General features: G+C 72.2%; 14 protein-coding genes and 1 tRNA gene. 11 read left to right on the top strand and 4 right to left on the bottom strand.

Annotated elements, in window-relative coordinates:
* The first annotated feature begins 134 nt into the window (after positions 1-134).
* Both ACQP12_RS24075 and ACQP12_RS24070 read left to right on the top strand, forming a co-directional pair.
* The gene (locus ACQP12_RS24075; RefSeq protein ID WP_433282233.1) at positions 135-1,145 is read left to right on the top strand and encodes a sulfite exporter TauE/SafE family protein; all 1,011 of its coding nucleotides are present in this window, start codon (positions 135-137) and stop codon (positions 1,143-1,145) included.
* 186 nt (positions 1,146-1,331) lie between these two features.
* Positions 1,332-3,584, top strand: coding sequence for a cellulose binding domain-containing protein (locus ACQP12_RS24070; RefSeq protein ID WP_433282231.1), 2,253 nt, complete (start codon positions 1,332-1,334; stop codon positions 3,582-3,584).
* Positions 3,585-3,751: 167 nt separating this feature from the next.
* On the opposite strand, the gene ACQP12_RS24065 is transcribed toward ACQP12_RS24070, so the two are convergent.
* Positions 3,752-4,762 carry an LLM class flavin-dependent oxidoreductase gene (locus ACQP12_RS24065; RefSeq protein WP_357950063.1) on the bottom strand — a complete coding sequence of 337 codons (1,011 nt, stop codon included), beginning with the start codon at positions 4,760-4,762 and terminating at the stop codon, positions 3,752-3,754.
* 253 nt (positions 4,763-5,015) lie between these two features.
* On the opposite strand from ACQP12_RS24065, the gene ACQP12_RS24060 reads away from it, so the two are divergent.
* Positions 5,016-6,380, top strand: a complete 1,365-nt coding sequence (locus ACQP12_RS24060; protein ID WP_433282228.1) for a hypothetical protein — start codon at positions 5,016-5,018, stop codon at positions 6,378-6,380.
* 20 nt (positions 6,381-6,400) lie between these two features.
* Here the strand turns inward: ACQP12_RS24060 and ACQP12_RS24055 are convergent, their stop codons facing one another.
* Complete coding sequence (locus ACQP12_RS24055) at positions 6,401-6,880, bottom strand: Lrp/AsnC family transcriptional regulator (protein ID WP_357950058.1); 480 nt, start codon at positions 6,878-6,880, stop codon at positions 6,401-6,403.
* Positions 6,881-6,963: 83 nt separating this feature from the next.
* Here ACQP12_RS24055 and ACQP12_RS24050 point away from each other — a divergent pair, with 83 nt between their 5' ends.
* Positions 6,964-8,139, top strand: a complete 1,176-nt coding sequence (locus ACQP12_RS24050) for a trans-sulfuration enzyme family protein (RefSeq protein WP_433282226.1) — start codon at positions 6,964-6,966, stop codon at positions 8,137-8,139.
* 5 nt (positions 8,140-8,144) lie between these two features.
* Here the strand turns inward: ACQP12_RS24050 and ACQP12_RS24045 are convergent, their stop codons facing one another.
* Together ACQP12_RS24045 and ACQP12_RS24040 are read right to left on the bottom strand one after the other, a co-directional pair.
* A complete protein-coding gene (locus tag ACQP12_RS24045; protein ID WP_433282224.1) occupies positions 8,145-8,894 on the bottom strand; it encodes a terminase gpP N-terminus-related DNA-binding protein in 750 nt (249 codons plus the stop codon).
* Between the two features lie 34 nt (positions 8,895-8,928).
* Positions 8,929-9,002: transfer RNA gene (locus ACQP12_RS24040), tRNA-Leu, on the bottom strand.
* A 103-nt stretch (positions 9,003-9,105) separates the two neighbouring features.
* On the opposite strand from ACQP12_RS24040, the gene ACQP12_RS24035 reads away from it, so the two are divergent.
* The 7 genes from ACQP12_RS24035 (at position 9,106) to ACQP12_RS24005 (ending at position 16,216) form a co-directional block, all read left to right on the top strand.
* Positions 9,106-9,726, top strand: a complete 621-nt coding sequence (locus ACQP12_RS24035; protein ID WP_357950049.1) for an ANTAR domain-containing response regulator — start codon at positions 9,106-9,108, stop codon at positions 9,724-9,726.
* A 92-nt stretch (positions 9,727-9,818) separates the two neighbouring features.
* On the top strand, positions 9,819-10,982 hold the full coding sequence (locus tag ACQP12_RS24030; protein ID WP_433282222.1) for a hypothetical protein: 1,164 nt from the start codon (positions 9,819-9,821) through the stop codon (positions 10,980-10,982).
* 260 nt (positions 10,983-11,242) lie between these two features.
* Positions 11,243-12,406, top strand: a complete 1,164-nt coding sequence (locus ACQP12_RS24025) for a branched-chain amino acid ABC transporter substrate-binding protein (protein WP_433282219.1) — start codon at positions 11,243-11,245, stop codon at positions 12,404-12,406.
* Between the two features lie 95 nt (positions 12,407-12,501).
* Complete coding sequence (locus ACQP12_RS24020; protein WP_433282217.1) at positions 12,502-13,452, top strand: branched-chain amino acid ABC transporter permease; 951 nt, start codon at positions 12,502-12,504, stop codon at positions 13,450-13,452.
* Positions 13,449-14,603 (top strand): branched-chain amino acid ABC transporter permease, encoded by a 1,155-nt coding sequence (locus ACQP12_RS24015; RefSeq protein ID WP_433282215.1) that lies wholly within the window; start codon positions 13,449-13,451, stop codon positions 14,601-14,603. Before ACQP12_RS24020 ends, ACQP12_RS24015 begins: the two co-directional genes overlap by 4 nt.
* Positions 14,596-15,516 (top strand): ABC transporter ATP-binding protein, encoded by a 921-nt coding sequence (locus ACQP12_RS24010; protein ID WP_433282213.1) that lies wholly within the window; start codon positions 14,596-14,598, stop codon positions 15,514-15,516. Before ACQP12_RS24015 ends, ACQP12_RS24010 begins: the two co-directional genes overlap by 8 nt.
* A complete protein-coding gene (locus ACQP12_RS24005) occupies positions 15,506-16,216 on the top strand; it encodes an ABC transporter ATP-binding protein (protein ID WP_151464709.1) in 711 nt (236 codons plus the stop codon). The genes ACQP12_RS24010 and ACQP12_RS24005 overlap by 11 nt, the downstream gene beginning before the upstream one ends.
* The last annotated feature ends 46 nt before the right edge of the window (positions 16,217-16,262 follow it).

The raw sequence follows: 16,262 nt of genomic DNA, 5'->3' as shown, positions 1-16,262 counted from the left end.
GGTGGCGCCGTCCCGCGCGGCCGTCGCGCCGTCCGGCGCGTCCCCATTAACCGGATGGAGGACTTGACCGGAGCGCCCCCGTGCCGCATTGTCGACCAAGTCGATAGGAGATACCGAAAAGTCAGGGGGCGCTCGTGCGCAAGCTGCTGGTCCTCGCCCTCGTCGGGCTCGCCGCGCAACTGGTCGACGGCGCGCTCGGCATGGCGTACGGGCTGACCTCCTCGACCCTGCTCCTCTTCGCCGGGGTGGCCCCGGCCGCAGCCTCCGCCTCGGTGCACCTGGCCGAGATCGGCACCACCCTGGCCGCCGGCGTCTCGCACTGGCGGTTCGGCAACGTGGACTGGCGCGTGGTCGGCCGGATCGCGCTGCCCGGCGCCGTCGGCGCGTTCGCGGGCGCCACCTTCCTCAGCTCCATCTCCACCGAGTCCGCGGCGCCCTGGATGGCCGCCATCCTGTTCACCCTCGGCGCCTACCTGCTGGTCCGCTTCTCCCGGCCGCTGCGCGCCAACCGGGCCGCCGGGCGGCTCCGCAGCCGCTTCCTGGCCCCGCTCGGCCTGGTCGCCGGCTTCGTCGACGCCACCGGCGGGGGCGGCTGGGGCCCGGTCGCCACCCCGGCGCTGCTGGTGTCCGGCCGGATGGAACCCCGCAAGGTGATCGGCTCCGTCGACACCTCCGAGTTCCTGGTGGCCGGCGCGGCCAGTGCCGGCTTCCTGATCGGCCTCGGCTCCGAGGGCTTCCTGCTGCCCACCGTGGCCGCGCTGCTGATCGGCGGCCTGATCGCCGCGCCGATCGCCGCCTGGCTGGTCCGCATCGTCCCCGCGCAGCTGCTCGGCGCCGTCATCGGCGGGGTGATCGTGCTGACCAACACCCGCACCCTGCTGCGCGCCGGTGAGCTGGGCGGCCCGGTCCCCGCCCTGGCCTACACGGTGCTCGGCGCCGGCTGGCTCGTCGCCCTGGTGCTGGCCGTGCGGGCGCTGCGGCGCACCCGCCGGGCCCGCGCCACCGTCGAGGCCGCCCTCGCCGCCCAGCCCGCCGCGCCGGTCGCCGAGCCGGCCACCCCGGCCGCCGAATCGGTCCACGCCACCGAGGCCGCCGCCACCGAGCCGGAGGAAACCCGCCGGCTCGCCGCCGCCGTCGAGGGCTGACCGCCCCGGCCCGGCCCCGGCCGGGCGGATGTGGTTGTGCGGTGGGAAAGCGTTGTCCTACCCTGACTTGGCGCGGAGCCAGTCACCGACGTCGATCTCGTCACGTCAGCGCGGCGTACCTCTCTCCGCCGGCCCGGGCAGGCCGGCGCGTCCGTCGCGTGCCTGACCTCCGCGAAAGGCATTCTCGTGCACCTCCGCACCCCGCGCCGCCGCACCGCGCTGCTCGCCGCGGCCTCGGCGGCCACCCTCCTGGCCGGCGCCCTCGGCACGGTGACCGCCGCCGCGGCGGCCACCGGCTGCCGCGTCGACTACCGGATCACCAACCAGTGGGGCGGCGGCTTCGGCGCCGACGTCACCGTCACCAACCTCGGCGATCCGCTGAACGGCTGGACGCTCACCTGGGCCTTCGCCGCCGGCCAGCAGGTCGCCCAGAGCTGGAACGCCACGGTGAGCCAGTCCGGCGCCCAGGTCACGGCCCGTGACGCCGGTTACAACGCCGCCATCGGCACCGGCGGCACCGCGAACTTCGGCTTCAACGGCTCCTGGAACGACGCCGGCAATCCCGCCCCGACCGGCTTCGCGCTCAACGGCGTCACCTGCATGGGCGCGACCGGCCCGACCAGCGCGCCGCCGCCGACCTCGGCGAGCCCGACGCCCACCCCGACCCCGACGCCCACCACCCCGCCCGCCGGCGCGAAGCAGATGGAGAAGCTCGACCGGGGGCTGGTCAGCGTCCGCTCGGGCAGCGGGAACCTGGTCTCGTGGCGGCTGCTCGGCACCGAGACCTCCGGCGTGTCGTTCAACCTCTACCGCGGCGCCACCAAGGTCAACAGCACCCCGATCACCGGCGCCACCAGCTGGCTCGACAGCGGCGCGGCCGCCGGGTCCGCGTACACCGTGCGGGCCGTGGTGAACGGCGCCGAGCAGGCCGCCTCCGCCCCGGCGCTGCAGTTCGCGGCCGGCTACCTGGACGTGCCGATCCAGGCCCCGCCCGGCGGCACCACCCCGACCGGGGAGGCGTACACCTACTCCGCGAACGACGCCAGTGTGGGCGACCTCGACGGCGACGGCCGCTACGAGTTCGTGCTCAAGTGGGATCCCTCCAACAGCAAGGACAACTCCCAGTCCGGCTACACCGGCAACGTCTACCTCGACGCCTACACCCTCACCGGCGCCCGGCTGTGGCGCGTCGACCTGGGGCGCAACATCCGCGCCGGCGCCCACTACACCCAGTTCCAGGTCTACGACTACGACGGCGACGGGGACGCCGAGGTGGCCGCGAAGACCGCCGACGGCACCCGCTCCGGCACCGGCCAGGTCATCGGCTCCTCGTCGGCCGACCACCGCAACTCCAGCGGCTACGTCCTCGCCGGGCCCGAGTACCTGACCATGTTCGACGGCCGCACCGGCGCCGCCCTCTCCACCGTCGACTACGACCCGCCGCGCGGCACCGTCTCCTCCTGGGGCGACTCCTACGGCAACCGCGTCGACCGGTTCCTCGCCGCCACCGCCTACCTCGACGGGCAGCGCCCGTCGCTGATCATGGCCCGCGGCTACTACACCCGCGCGGTGATCGCCGCCTGGGACTTCCGCGACGGCACCCTGCGCAGGCGGTGGACCTTCGACTCCAACGCCAGCGGCAACGGCGCCGCCGCCGGCCAGGGCAACCACAACCTGTCGGTGGCCGACGTCGACGGCGACGGCCGCCAGGAGATCGTGTACGGCGCGGCCGCCATCGACGACAACGGCCGGCTGCTCTGGTCCACCGGCACCGGGCACGGCGACGCCCTGCACGTCGGCGACCTCGATCCGGCCCGCGCCGGCCTGGAGGTCTTCAAGGTCGACGAGGACGGCAGCAAACCCAGCTCCTGGCTGGCCGACGCCCGCACCGGCCAACTGCTCTGGCAGACCGCGCCGAACGGCGACAACGGCCGCGGCGTCTCCGACGACGTCTGGGCCGGCAGCCCCGGCGCCGAGTCCTGGTCCTCCGCGGTCGACGGGCTGCTCGACACCCGGGGGCGCAACGTCGGCCGCAAGCCGTCCTCGGCGAACTTCCTCGCCTGGTGGGACGGCGACCCGGTGCGCGAACTCCTCGACGGCACCCGGATCGACAAGTACGGCACCGGCGGCGACACCCGGCTGCTCACCGGCAGCGGCGTCGCGGCGAACAACGGCACCAAGTCCACCCCGGCGCTCTCCGGCGACATCCTCGGGGACTGGCGCGAGGAGGTGGTCTGGCGGACCGCCGACAGCACGGCGCTGCGCGTCTACAGCACGCCCGTCACGACCGGCCTGCGCCTGCCGACGCTGGCGCACGACCCGCAGTATCGCGTCGCGCTCGCCTGGCAGAACACCGCCTACAACCAGCCGCCGCACCCGGGCTTCCACCTCGGCGACGGCATGAGCACCCCGCCCGCGCCGAACATCTACCTGCGCTGAACGAGAAGGCACCGGGCCGCCGGCCGCGGAATCCGCTTCGCCGGCGACCCGGTGCACCACACCGCAGCACTCCCGACCCGTCCCGACCGGAAATGCCGTACCACCACCGGCTACAAAGTTAGGCGGCCCGCGCGACGGTGGGGTGACGTGGCTATGAAGAGCGTGTTTCAGCCCTTCCGGTGCAGGCCTCCGGCCACCTTCTCGGCGATCAGCTCGAACGAGCGCACGCGGTCGGCCACGTCGTAGACCATCGTGGTCAGCATCAGCTCGTCCGCGCCGGTGCGCTCCAGCAGCGCGCCGAGCTGCCGGGCCACCGTCTCCGGCGAACCGGTCGCCTGGCCCTCCCGGCGCTGCACCACGAACTCCCGCTCGAACTCCGAGTACGGGTAGGCCGCCGCCTCCTCCGGGCTGACCAGCGGCTCCGGCCGCCCCGACCGCAGCTTCAGGAAGGACAACCCGGCCGGGCCGGCCAGCCACTCCGCCCGCTCGTCGGTCTCCGCGCAGACCGCGTTGACCGCCACCATCGCGTACGGCTGCTCCAGCCACTGCGACGGCCGGAAGCTCTGCCGGTAGAGCTGGAGCGCGGGGATGGTGTTCTGCGCGCTGAAGTGGTGCGCGAACGAGAACGGCAGCCCGAGCAGCCCGGCCAGCTGGGCGCTGAACCCGCTCGACCCGAGCAGCCACACCTCCGGCGACTGCCCCCGGCCCGGCGTCGCGGTGATCGGCCCCGGCTCCGCGCCGCTGAAGTAGTTCATGAGGTCGGCCAGCTCACGGGGGAAGTGCTCCGCCGACAGGCCCTCCATGGTCCGGCGCAACGCCAGAGCGGTCACCTGGTCGGTGCCCGGCGCGCGGCCGATGCCCAGGTCGATCCGGCCCGGGTGCAGCGCCTCCAGGGTGCCGAACTGCTCGGCCACCACCAGCGGCGCGTGGTTGGGCAGCATCACCCCGCCGGAGCCCAGCCGGATCGTCGAGGTGTGCGCCCCCAGGTGCGCCAGCAGCACCGCCGGCGCGGAGCTGGCGATGGCCGGCATGTTGTGGTGCTCGGCCACCCAGAACCGGCGGTAGCCCAGCTCCTCGGTGCGCCGGGCCAGCTCGGTGGTGTGCCGCAGGGCCTCACCGGCGCTGCCGCTGGCGGCCACCGGGGCAAGATCAAGAACAGACAAGGGTACGTCGATCACAGCACCCTCAACCGGCCGTGCGCCGGATTTGTTCCGTACCGTCGATCGGCGGGCAACCGCTTCCGCACGGCCCGGGTGCGGTTTGTCGGTTATCGGCCGTCCCGGTCGGTTCTGCTGGCTGCCCGGTACGAGCCGGCCCCGGCGACGAACGGACCGGTCCACCGGCCGTCTCCTGTGGACGTAACTCCGGTGATTGCCTTTGCCGAAGCGGGTTAGAGTCCTCGTCGCCGTCCGACCCCACCCGGGAGCCCCCTTGCCGCTGGACCTCGACCACATCTATGTGCCGATCAAGTTCGACCTCGGAGGGGTCATCGACGACGTCTGGCAGGCGATGCCGGTCCTCCAGGAGTTCGGGGAGGTCTCCGTCGACGCCGTCGACGACCGGGACGCCCGCTCCTACAACATCTCCTACCTGGCCACGCACCCGCCGACCGTGACGATCCGGCTGCCCGACTCCGAGGTACGCCTGCGCGACGTCACCTGGCAGGTCCGCACCGACCTCGTCGTGTACTCGGCGCTGGGCCTGGTCTCGGTCGACCTCCGACTGGCCGGGCCGTCCCGGCCGCTGACCGACGACGACCTGCGGCGCTTCTACGACGACCAGGTGGCCGCCAACAACGTGGACTACTTCGCCTACCTCGACGACATCGGCGTGCTCTCGGCGAACCTCGCCTCCTACCGGCAGTCCGCGCAGGCCAACAGCAGCACCCACGCCGGTTGGCTGGCCGCCCCGTACGTCACCCGGCTGCGCCAGGCGCTGCTGGACTGCCCGGCGTTCCGGCCGCGGGAACGCTGCTACCCGTTCCAGAACATGCGCCAGTTCTTCGTCCTGCGGCAGACCGCCGGCGACACCGGCGACCCGCACCTGGTCGACGCCCTGCTCGGCCTCACCGCGCGGACCCCCCGGTCTACCGACGGGGCCGCCACGCCCTCCTGGCCGGCGCTGCGCATCGAGGACGTGATCGTGCACTCCAGCGGCTGGTCGACCGTGGCCGTCCTCGACGGGCAGGCGACGCGCGACGCGCTGGGCATCGTGCAGGAGATGTACGGACAGATCCATGCGCAGTGGTTCTTCTGCCAGCTCTGGATCGGTGTCGACCCCGCCGATCACGAGGACGAACGGCTGATCACCAGCCCGGCCGAGGCCACCGATCACCGGGTCGCGCAGCTGGCGCGGGTGCAGATCGAACTGGCGCACGGGCTGGCCGAGATCGGCAACGTGGACCTGATGTTCCGTGACCCGGCGCGGGTGGCGGTCGCCCGCTTCCTCATCCAGGCGCTGCGCGTCGAGGGGCACGCCGAGGCGGCCCAGCGGCGGCTGGAGCAGCTCAGGGCCATCCTCGAACAGGTCTCGAACCTGCGCACCTCGTACTTCCAGCGGCGCCTGCAACTGCTGTTCGCCATCACCGCCATCGCCGGGGTCGTCGGACTGTATCCGGCCGCGCACGACCTCAACACGACCTGGCGCGCGTGGACCGTGATCCTCTTCGGTTCGCTGGCGCTGATGTGCTGGCTCGCGATCCGGTCGATGAGCCGCGCCGAAGCGGAGTCCCGACGCGGGCGCGGCGCGTGGCGACGCCGCACCGGCGGCGCCGGCCCCCGCCCCGCGCGCCGGTGACAGCGGCGTGATCGGTCCACCTAGCCCATGCCGCGGGCCTGCTCGAAGATCAGACTCGTCTGGGTGTGCTGCACCGCCGGATCCACCGCCAGATGGTCCAGCACGAAGTCCCGCAGCGCGTCCCCGGACGCCGCCCGCACGTGCAGCACGTAGTCCTCCGCGCCCGCCACGTGGAACACCGCCACCACCCCCGGCAGGCGCACCGACCGGGCCCGGAACGCGTCCACGGCCGCCCGCTCGTGCGCCGCCAGGCGCACCGACACCAGCGCCTGCAACGGCAACCCCACGGCCGCCGGGTCCACCTCCGCGTGGAACCCCCGGATCGCCCCGCACTCGCGCAGCGCCCGGGTCCGCGTCAGGCACGTCGACGGCGCCACCCCCACCCGCTCGGCCAGGGCGTTGTTCGGCAACCGGCCGTCCGCCGCCAGCTCGGCCAGGATCGCGCGGTCCACGTCGTCCAGCGCCGCGAACGGCCGTACATCATTCGGTGCGACAGGCATGTGAACATCCTTCCCCGAACTTCCCTCCCTCGGAAGGGCTCCGAGCAGAATCTTGTTCGCTCCTCTTGCCTGATGACGGCCTCATGTTCGACGCTTCCGCCATGACAGCCGTGGACACCGCAGCCGTGCACGCCGGGCGTGAGGACCTCGCCGGACTCGGCGTCCACGTGCCACCCATCGACTTCTCCACCACCAACCCGCTGCCCTCCGTGACCGGCGGCGGCGACGACTACGAGACCCTCGCCACCGGCGGCACCCTCCCCGCCGGCGGCAGCGCCGTCTACCAGCGGCTCTGGAACCCCACCGTCGCCCGCTTCGAGACCGCCCTCGCCCACCTCGAAGGCACCGCCGAAGCCGTCGCCTTCGCCAGCGGCATGGCCGCCCTCACCGCCACCCTCCTCGCCGCCACCCGCGACGGGAAACGGCACGTCGTCGCCGTCCGCCCCCTCTACGGCGGCACCGACCACGTGCTCGCCACCGGCCTGCTCGGCACCGAGGTCACCTGGGCGCGGCCCCACGAGGTCGCCGCCGCGATCCGCCCCGACACCGCCCTGGTCGTCGTCGAGACCCCGGCCAACCCCACCCTCGACCTCGTCGACATCGCCGCCCTCGCCACCGCCGCCGGGGACGTCCCGCTGCTTGTCGACAACACCGTCGCCACCCCGGTGCTCCAGCGACCCGCCCGGCACGGCGCCGCCCTCGTGCTGCACAGCGCCACCAAGAGCATCGGCGGCCACGGCGACGTGCTCGCCGGCGTCGTCGCCTGCGCCCCCGAATGGGCCACCCGGCTGCGCCAGGTCCGCGCCGTCACCGGCGCCGTCCTGCACCCGCTCGGCGCCTACCTCCTGCACCGCGGCCTGCAGACCCTGCCGCTGCGGGTCCGCGCCCAGCAGGCCGGCGCCGAGAAACTCGCCGCCTGGCTCTCCGACCACCCCGCCGTCGCCCGCGTGCACCACCCCAGCGTCACGGACCCGGCCGGGCTGGTCGGCCGCCAGATGGCCGGCCCCGGCAGCCTGCTCGCCTTCGAGGTACGCGGCGGCGCCCCCGACGCGGCGGCCGTCGCCGGGGCGTGCCGGCTGATCACCCACGCCGTGTCGCTCGGCGGTGTGGACACGCTGATCCAGCACCCGGCCTCGCTCACCCACCGGCCGGTCGAGGACGACGCCAAGCCGTGCGGCGGGCTGCTGCGCCTCTCGGTCGGGCTGGAGGACCCGGAGGACCTGCGCGCCGACCTGGCGCAGGCGCTGTCCGTGCTCTGACCGGGTCAGGACTTCGGGCCGACGTGGCGGTCCAGCGCCGCCACGGCGTCCCGCCGCGCCACCGACAGCGAGTTGCGGCGGTTCATCCGCCAGGCGATGCCCAGCAGGTCGAGGCCCCACTGGCAGAGGCCCATGATGTCGGCCGACTCGTTGGTGAACATGTAGCGGGGATAGACGTACTCCTTGCCGCGCACCATGACCCGGTTGGCGAAGCGGCAGCCGTCGGAATGGAACAGGCCGCGCAGGAAGTCGCCCGGCTGCGCCTCGACGATGGTGCGCTGCCAGTCGGCCAGGACGATCGGGCGCTCGTGCTTCTTGCCGGGCCCGTGTTGCGGGAAGAGACACGGCCAGTGCTTGCCGTAGCTCTGGACATTGACGCAGCCCTGTTGCGGGACGCGCTGCACCTTCTCCGCCAGCACCGACCGCATGGCGTCATCGCAGGCACTGATCAGGCCGGGCCAGCTGTTACTACAGGAGATCCGGAGCACCGGCACTCGCGCGGTGGTCACCAGATGCCCGTCGCCCAGGTAGAGGCCGAGCAGGTAGGCGTAGGCGGCGGGATCTGTCGGAACACGGACATCCTCACGACAGCGGAAACATCGCAGCGCGGTGCCCTGGACGGCAGGCGTGGGGCGGTCCCGGCACCAGTGCCACACCGTGCGGTAGTTGAGGCCGACGCTGCGGGCCGCTTCGGCGACGGTGGCCCCGGACAGGAAGACCTGCCGTGCTCGAGCGCGAATCTCGGGTGGATGCACGAGACCATCTTCGAACGCCCGTACGACAATTTCGTGTCCCCGGTGGGATTCGAACCCACACTGTCGGAGGTTTGAGCTCCGTTTCTCTACCGGTTGGAATACGGGGACAGGCTCGCGCGACGCTCTCGCGTCGTGGCATAGGTTACCCACTACGCTATGGGCGACGACACCCGGCACGGCGGTGTCGGGCTTGAACTGGTGGGAGTGGCTCGTGGCCGAGATGCAGGCGGATGCCGAGCGCAAGCGCGTTCTGATCGCCGAGGACGAGGCGCTCATCCGGCTGGACCTGGCCGAGATGCTCGTGGAAGAGGGCTACGAGGTGGTCGGCGAGGCCGGTGACGGCGAGACCGCCGTCAAGCTCGCCGAGGAGCTGAAGCCGGACCTCGTCATCCTCGACATCAAGATGCCGATCATGGATGGGCTGGCCGCCGCCGAGCGGATCGCCGGCGCCCGGATCGCCCCGGTGATCATCCTGACCGCGTTCAGCCAGCGCGACCTCGTGGAGCGGGCGCGCGCGGCGGGCGCGATGGCCTACCTGGTCAAGCCGTTCCAGAAGAGCGACCTGGTGCCGGCCGTGGAGATCGCGCTGTCGCGCTACTCGGAGATCGCGGCGCTGGAGGCGGAGGTCGCCGGCCTCACCGACCGGCTGGAGATCCGCAAGACCGTCGAGCGGGCCAAGGGCGCGCTCATGACGACGTACGGGATGACCGAGCCGCAGGCGTTCAAGTGGATCCAGCGCACCGCGATGGACCACCGGATGACCATGCGGGAGGTCGCCGAGCGGATCCTCGCCGAGACCGCCGGCGGCGAGGTGGCGCAGCCGGCCTCCTGAGTCCCGCCCGACGACCCGGCGCGCCCCCGCTGACCGGGGCGGGCGCGTTCGGCGGGTTCCCCGTGTCGGGGCCGGTCGATACGATCGCCGCCATGCGGCGTCCGCTGGCGGTGCTCGGCCTGCTCGTGGTGCTGCTCGCTGCCTGCCGTTCGCCCGGCCGGGCCGAGCCCGAGCCCGAGCCCGCGCCGCTGCGGCCCGCCTGGCAGCCGGTCGCCCTCCCGGTCCCGTCCGGCCTGTCCGGCCGGCTGGCGCTGCGGGACGCGGCCGCCTGTGGGGGCCGCTGGTTCGTGGTGGGCGCCGTGGTGGACGCGGCGGGAATGACGCACCCGGCGGCCTGGTCGAGCGCCGACGCGGCCACGTGGACGGCGCTGCGTCCGGTGCCCCGCAGCCCCTACGGCGAGGAGAACGTGCTGACCGCGGCGGGTTGCCGGGACGGCCGGCTGGCGGCGGTGGGCGGCAAGAGCGGCGGGGTGCACGGCAATCCGCGGATCAGCACCTGGCGGCAGGTGGCGGACGGTTCGCTGGTCGAGGTGCCGGCCGAGTTCGAGGTGTTCGGGGGCGCGGACGCGGTGAACGCGGGCCGAATCGCGGGCGGGCCGCGTGGCTGGCTGATCTCCGGCAACCGGGCGACCGGCGCGGCGGCGTGGGTGTCGCCGGACGGGTCGGACTTCCGGTTGGTGAGCGCCGTGCCGGGGTTGGCGAGGGACGCGAGCGGCCGGCCGTGGGCGGCGGACGGCACGGCGACGGCGTCGGGGTGGCTCATGGTGGGCTCGGTGCTGTCGTCGGGGCGTACCGGATCGTCGGCGGTGGTGTGGACCTCCGCGGACGGGTCGGCCTGGCGGCGCGCGGTGCTGCCGGGTGCGGAGGAGGACCTGCAGCGGGTGGTGCGGGCGGGGGAGCGGACGGTGGCGGTGGGCCGCCGCGGCGGCGGCCTGGGCGCCTGGCTGGGGGAGGGTGACGCGTGGCGGCCGGGCGGGGGCCTGGGTGGCGCGGGCACGGATTCGCCGGGCCTGGTGTGGGGGCTGGCGGCGCGCGGCGACGGTGTGTGGGCGGTGGTGGCCGGGTCCGCGGCGGGTGCGGGGTGGTTCTCGGCGGACGGCGGGCGGTGGTCGCCGGTGGCGCTGCCGGTGGCGGTGCCGGTGGGCAGTGACCGGACGGTGGCGGTGGCCGCGGCGGGTGACGTGGCGTTGCTGCTGGTCGATGACGGCGGGCGGGCGGCGGTGTGGTCGGCGCGGGGTTCGTGGCGCCCCGCGTGAGCCTCTCACCTGCGGGTTTCCGGTCAGTGTCGGATGTCCGATTTTCCCACCCTGCGGGCTCGTGTGTTACAGCACATCTGTGAATCCGGCCACTCAACGTAACGGTTAGGTCAACCCGGCTCCTCAGGTCTACCTTCACGACCCGCTGGTGGGATAACGTCCCGCCCCAGACCGGGATCGCGGTCGGTCCGGCCAACCCCTGCAAGGTCCAATTCGCGGTGGGTGGTTTCCGGGCCTTCGGACGGAGGAGGGTACGAGCCGTGAGGCAGAAGCTCGCACGGGTGCTGGGTGGCGTGGCCATCGGTGCGCTCGTTTTCAGTGGCGCGGCCTGCAAGGCTGACAGTGGTAGCGATGCGGGTGGCAGCAAGGCCGCCTGCGACCTGAAGATCGGCTTCTTCGGCCCGCTGACCGGTGACGCCGCGGGTCTCGGTATCCACATGCGCAACGGCACCAAGCTGGCCATCGACCAGTACAACAAGGACAACGCGGACTGCAAGGTCCAGATCGCCGAGTACGACTCGCAGGGTGACCCGGCCAAGGCGCCGGCCCTGGCGCAGCAGGCGGTCGGCGACGCCAAGGTCGTCGGCATCATCGGCCCGGCGTTCTCGGGTGAGTCCGAGGTGGGCAACCCGATCTTCGACGAGGCCGGCCTGCCGGCCATCACCCCGTCGGCGACGCGCCCGAGCCTGAGCACCAAGAACTGGAAGATCTTCCACCGGGGCGTCGGTAACGACACCTCGCAGGGCCCGGCCGCCGGCCGGTACATCAAGAACGTCCTGAAGGCCGAGAAGGTCTACGTGGTGGACGACCAGTCGGCGTACGGCGCCGGCCTGGTGGACGAGGTGAAGAAGGTCATCGGCTCGACCGCGGGCGAGGACAAGATCCAGGTCAAGCAGACCAACTTCTCCGCCGTGGTCACCAAGATCCAGAGCAGCGGTGCCAACGTCCTCTTCTTCGGTGGCTACTACACCGAGGCCGGCCTGCTGCTCAAGCAGCTCAAGGGCGCGGGCTGGAAGGGCACGATGGTCGCCGGTGACGGTGTCAACGACGCCAACTTCATCAAGGTCGCCGGCGAGCAGGTCGCCGAGGGCACGATCCTGACCTGCCCGTGCGCCCCGGCCACCGCGGCCAAGGGCTCCTTCGTGACCGACTACAAGGCGGCCTTCGACAACGCCGAGCCGGGCACCTACGCCGACGTGTCGTACGACATCACGAAGATCATGCTGGAGGGCATCAAGGCCGGCAAGGGCACCCGTGCCGACCTGCTGAGCTTCATCAACTCCTACAACGGCACCGGCGGCGCGACCGGCGTCACCTACAAGTTCGAGTCCACCGGCGAGCTGGACCCGGCCCAGGTGAAGGTCTGGGCGTTCAAGGTGAACGCGGGCAAGGTCGTCCCCGACATCGAGATCCCCAAGGCCTGACCGGTTCGTCCGGTCCCGGCACGGGACACCAGGCGTGCGGCCGGGAGTGACTTTCTCCCGGCCGCACCGCTTGGCCGCACAGTTGGAGCCCCCACTTGAACTTCGATGAGCTGTTCGGGAACTTCCCGGCGCTGACCATCACCGGCCTGGAGCAGGGCGCCATCTACGCGCTCATCGCCCTCGGCTACACCCTGGTGTACGGCGTTCTGCGCCTGATCAACTTTGCTCACTCCGAGGTCTTCATGGTCGGTACCTTCACCGCCATGTGGACCTGGCAGGCCCTCGGCTACGACCAGAACGCGGCCGCCCCGTCCCTCGGCCCGCTGATCCTGGCCTTGATCGCCGGTCTCGTGGTGGCGATGGCCGCCTCGGCGGTCACGGCGGTCACGGTCGAGCTGGTCGCCTACCGGCCGCTGCGCCGCCGCAACGCGCCGCCGCTGGCCTTCCTCATCACCGCGATCGGCGCGTCGTTCGTGCTCGCCGAGTCGTTCGGCATCGGCACGCGCCGGGCCCCGTTCGGCATGGCGGAACTGATCCCGTCGAAGACGGTCTTCACCCTGTTCGGCGCCGAGGTGACGAACAAGCAGCTGCTCATCCTCGGCGTCACGCTGGTCATGATGATCGCGCTGGACCAGTTCGTGAACCGCAGCCGCCTGGGCCGCGGCATCCGGGCGGTCGCCCAGGACGCGGACACCGCCGCGCTCATGGGTGTCAACAAGAACCGGGTCATCCTGCTGGTGTTCGTGCTCGGCGGCCTGATGGCCGGCGTGGGCGCCCTGCTCTGGGACGTCCGGTTCAGCTACACCAAGTTCAACGTCGGCTTCCTGATCGGGCTCAAGGCCTTCGCGGCCGCGGTGCTCGGCGGCATCGGCAACCTGCGCGGCGCGCTGCTCGGCGGCCTGCTGCTCGGCGTGGCGGAGAACTACGCCGCCGGCCTCTTCGGCGGCGACTGGAAGGACTTCACCGGCTTCGTGCTGCTGATCGTGCTGCTGATGTTCCGGCCGACCGGTCTGCTCGGCGAATCTCTCGGGAGGGCGCGCGCATGACCGCCACCGTGGACAACAAGCGGACCGCGGGCTTCAAGAGCCGCTGGGCGGCCATGCCCAAGCAGGTGCGCTGGGCGGCGATCGCCGCGCTGATCGTCCTGCTCTACATCCTGCCCAACAAGTGGTTCTACGAGTACCTCGGCTTCCCCATCGGCAGCGACTACTTCGCCTTCTACACCACCCGCTCGGACTTCGCCGGGGTGCTCTTCGACACCGCGGTGTTCGTCCTGCTGGCCGTCGGGCTCAACGTGGTGGTCGGCTTCGCCGGCCTGCTCGACCTGGGCTACTTCGGCTTCTACGCGCTCGGCGCGTACACGGTCGCGCTGCTCACCTCGCCGGAGAGCCGGTTCGGCACGGACTGGCCGTGGCTGGCGGCGGTGCCGCTGGCGGTGATGGTGACGATGGTGTCCGGCGTGATCCTCGGTGGCCCGACGCTGCGCCTGCGCGGTGACTACCTGGCCATCGTGACCCTCGGCTTCGCCGAGATGATCCGCCTGTACGCGGCCCGCAACGAGGGCATCCTCCAGGGCCAGCGGGGCATCCCGGCGATCCCGCACCCGCCGGGCACCGGCACGGACGGCAAGCCGCTGTTCGGTGTGGTGGACGCCCGGCCGTACTACTGGCTGATGCTGACGCTGATCCTCGTCGTGCTGCTGCTGATCCGGAACCTGGCCAACAGCCGGGTCGGCCGGGCCTGGGTGGCCATCCGCGAGGACGAGGACGCCGCCGAGATCATGGGCGTGCCGACGTTCAAGTACAAGCTGTGGGCGTTCGCCATCGGCGCGGCCGTGGCCGGCCTGACCGGCGCGGTCTTCGCCGGCAAGCAGACGTTCATCAACTCCGACCAGTTCGTGCTGGAGAGCTCCATCCTGGTGCTGGCCGCGGTGATCCTCGGCGGCGCCGGCAACATCAAGGGCGCCATCGTCGGCGGTGCGGTCACCTGGTATCTGCCGGAGTGGCTGCGCGGCATCGGCGACCTCCTCGGGGTGGAGTTCGACGCCGCCGAGTACCGGATCCTGGTCTTCGGCCTGGTGGTCATCGTCATGATGATCTTCCGGCCGCAGGGTCTGGTGCCCAACCGGCGGCGGGCGGCGGAGTTCGCCGACCGGCGCAAGGAAGCGGTTCCCCAGGAGACGGTGCCCAATGAGTGAGCCGCAGATGCACAGCGAGCGGGACGAGACCAGCGAGCGGGACATCGCCGACGACGGTCGCAGCACGGTCGGCACCCCGCCGGAGAAGGGCGCGGACACGCCGGTCGAGCCCACGCCGGGCGAGACCCCCGCGGCCGGGCGGGAGCCGCTGCTGGAGGTCGACCACGTCACCCTCCGCTTCGGCGGTGTGGTCGCCCTCAACGATGTCGCCTTCACCCTGTACAAGGGTGAGATCCTCGGCCTCATCGGCCCGAACGGCGCCGGCAAGACGACCTGCTTCAACGCGATGACCGGCGTCTACCGGCCCACCGAGGGTGAGATCCGGTTCGCCGGGCAGCGGGTCAACGGCAGGCGCCGGAGCTGGATCACCAAGGCGGGCATCGCCCGGACGTTCCAGAACATCCGGCTCTTCCCGGAGATGACCGCGCTGGAGAACGTGATGGTGGGCGCGGACGCCCACCACAAGACCAGCGTGATCGCCGCCATGCTGCGGCTGCCGCGGCACTGGCGGGAGGAGCGGGAGGGCCGCGAGCGGGCACTCGAGCTGCTGCGCTTCGTCGGCATCGAGCGCCGCGCCGGGGATCTGGCCCGCAACCTCTCGTACGGCGAGCAGCGCCGGCTGGAGATCGCCCGGGCCCTGGCCACCGAGCCGAAACTCCTCTGCCTGGACGAGCCGGCCGCCGGCTTCACCCCGGCGGAGAAGGAGGAACTGCTCGGCCTGATCCGGAAGATCCGCGACAATGGCACGACGGTGCTGCTGATCGAGCACGACATGCGACTCGTCATGGGCGTGACCGACCGGATCGTGGTGCTGGAGTTCGGCAAGAAGATCGCCGAGGGCCTGCCGGCCGAGGTCCGGGACGACCCGAAGGTGATCGCCGCGTACCTGGGGGTGCCGACCGATGCTGCTTGAGATCAACGACCTGACCCTGCTGTACGGGCGGATCCAGGCGCTGCACGGGATCAGCCTGCACGTCGACGAGGGTGAGGTGGTGGCCCTGATCGGCGCGAACGGCGCCGGCAAGACCACCACCATGCGGGCGATCTCCGGGCTGCGCCCGGTGGCCTCCGGCTCGATCGTCTTCGACGGCACCGACGTCACCCGGATGCGGGCCGACCTGCGGGTGGTCCGGGGCATCGGGCAGGCGCCCGAGGGCCGGGGTGTGTTCCCCGGGATGACCGTCGTCGAGAACCTGGAGATGGGCGCGTACACCCGCCGGGACCGGTCGGGCATCGCCGAGGACATGAAGATGGTCATGGACCTCTTCCCCCGGCTGCACGAGCGGCGCAAGCAGGCCGGTGGCACGCTCTCCGGCGGCGAGCAGCAGATGCTGGCGGTGGGTCGGGCCCTGATGGCCCGCCCGAAGCTGCTGCTGCTCGACGAGCCCTCGATGGGGCTCGCGCCGATGCTGATCCAGCAGATCTTCGAGATCATCACCCGGATCAACGAGCAGGGCACCACCATCCTGCTGGTGGAGCAGAACGCCCAGCAGGCGCTCTCCCGGGCCCACCGGGGCTACGTGCTGGAGACCGGCCGGATCGTCAAGGAGGGCACCGGCCGGGACCTGCTGCACGACCCGGCGGTCAAGGAGGCGTACCTCGGCGTCGCCTGAGGTCGCACGACGTCGGCGGCCGGTCGTCCCTGTTCCAGGGCGGCCG

Origin of the sequence: Micromonospora sp. CA-244673, from assembly GCF_050948395.1 — a bacterium.
GTDB lineage: Bacteria > Actinomycetota > Actinomycetes > Mycobacteriales > Micromonosporaceae > Micromonospora.
This window is presented reverse-complemented; position numbering and strand designations above follow the sequence as displayed.